The organism is Acidovorax sp. FG60 (assembly GCF_057808995.1).
The window spans coordinates 1-806 of record NZ_JBMDJC010000059.1; the positions used below are offsets into that span (position 1 = coordinate 1).

1 protein-coding gene is annotated in these 806 nt (G+C 57.7%); it reads left to right on the forward strand.

Annotated features, from left to right (window positions below):
- Positions 1-663: Tn3 family transposase (locus ACODS0_RS27990; protein WP_488838504.1), on the forward strand; the 663-nt coding region annotated here is incomplete at its 5' end.
- Between the last annotated feature and the right edge of the window lie 143 nt (positions 664-806).

Here is an 806-nt window from a genome sequence, read left to right on the forward strand (position 1 = left end):
CTTTGCCCGCGGTTGAAGGAACTCAAACAGCGCCACCTCTTTGTGCCACGCGGCACCAAAGTGCCCGCAGAAATCGCTGCGGTGTGCGAAGCCAATGTCGACGTCGCTTTGATCGAAAAGCATTGGGATAGTCTGGTGCACCTGGCAGCCTCGGTCATGAGCGGACATGCCAGTGCGGTGGCAGCTCTTGCGCGGTTCGGTTCTGCCGCCCAGGGCGATCCAATCTATGAGGCTGGCGTGCAATTGGGGCGGTTGCTGCGTACGGCGTTTTTGGCTGACTACTTTGTCAAGGACGCTTTCAGGAACGAGTTGCGCCGGGTGCTCAATCGGGGCGAGGCTGTTAACGCCCTCAAGCGCGCCATTTATACCGGCCGGATCAGCCCGGCGCAGGCCAAACGTGTCGATGAAATGCAGGCTGTGGCCGATGCGTTGAGCCTGATGGCCAACATCGTGATGGCGTGGAATACCTCACAGATGCAGGCGGTCCTGGATCGCTGGTCGAACCGCCGCCAGGTCATTCCACCGGAACTGATCGGGAAGATTGCGCCCACCAGGCTGGAGAGCATCAACTTGCGGGGTGTGTTTCGCTTCCCGGTTGACCGCTATGCTGACCAAATCCTGCCTTCGCGGCCAAATGCATCGATAACTGGCACCAATGGATGAAACCGACCACGGTTTGACGCCACGAATCGCAGATTTGAAAGTGAACAGGAAAGTCAATGAAATCAACGATCTACCAACACCACCTCCGCGCCAGTGCTAGCTTTTCGTACCGTCACTTATTGCACTGAAAACGAGGAGACCCC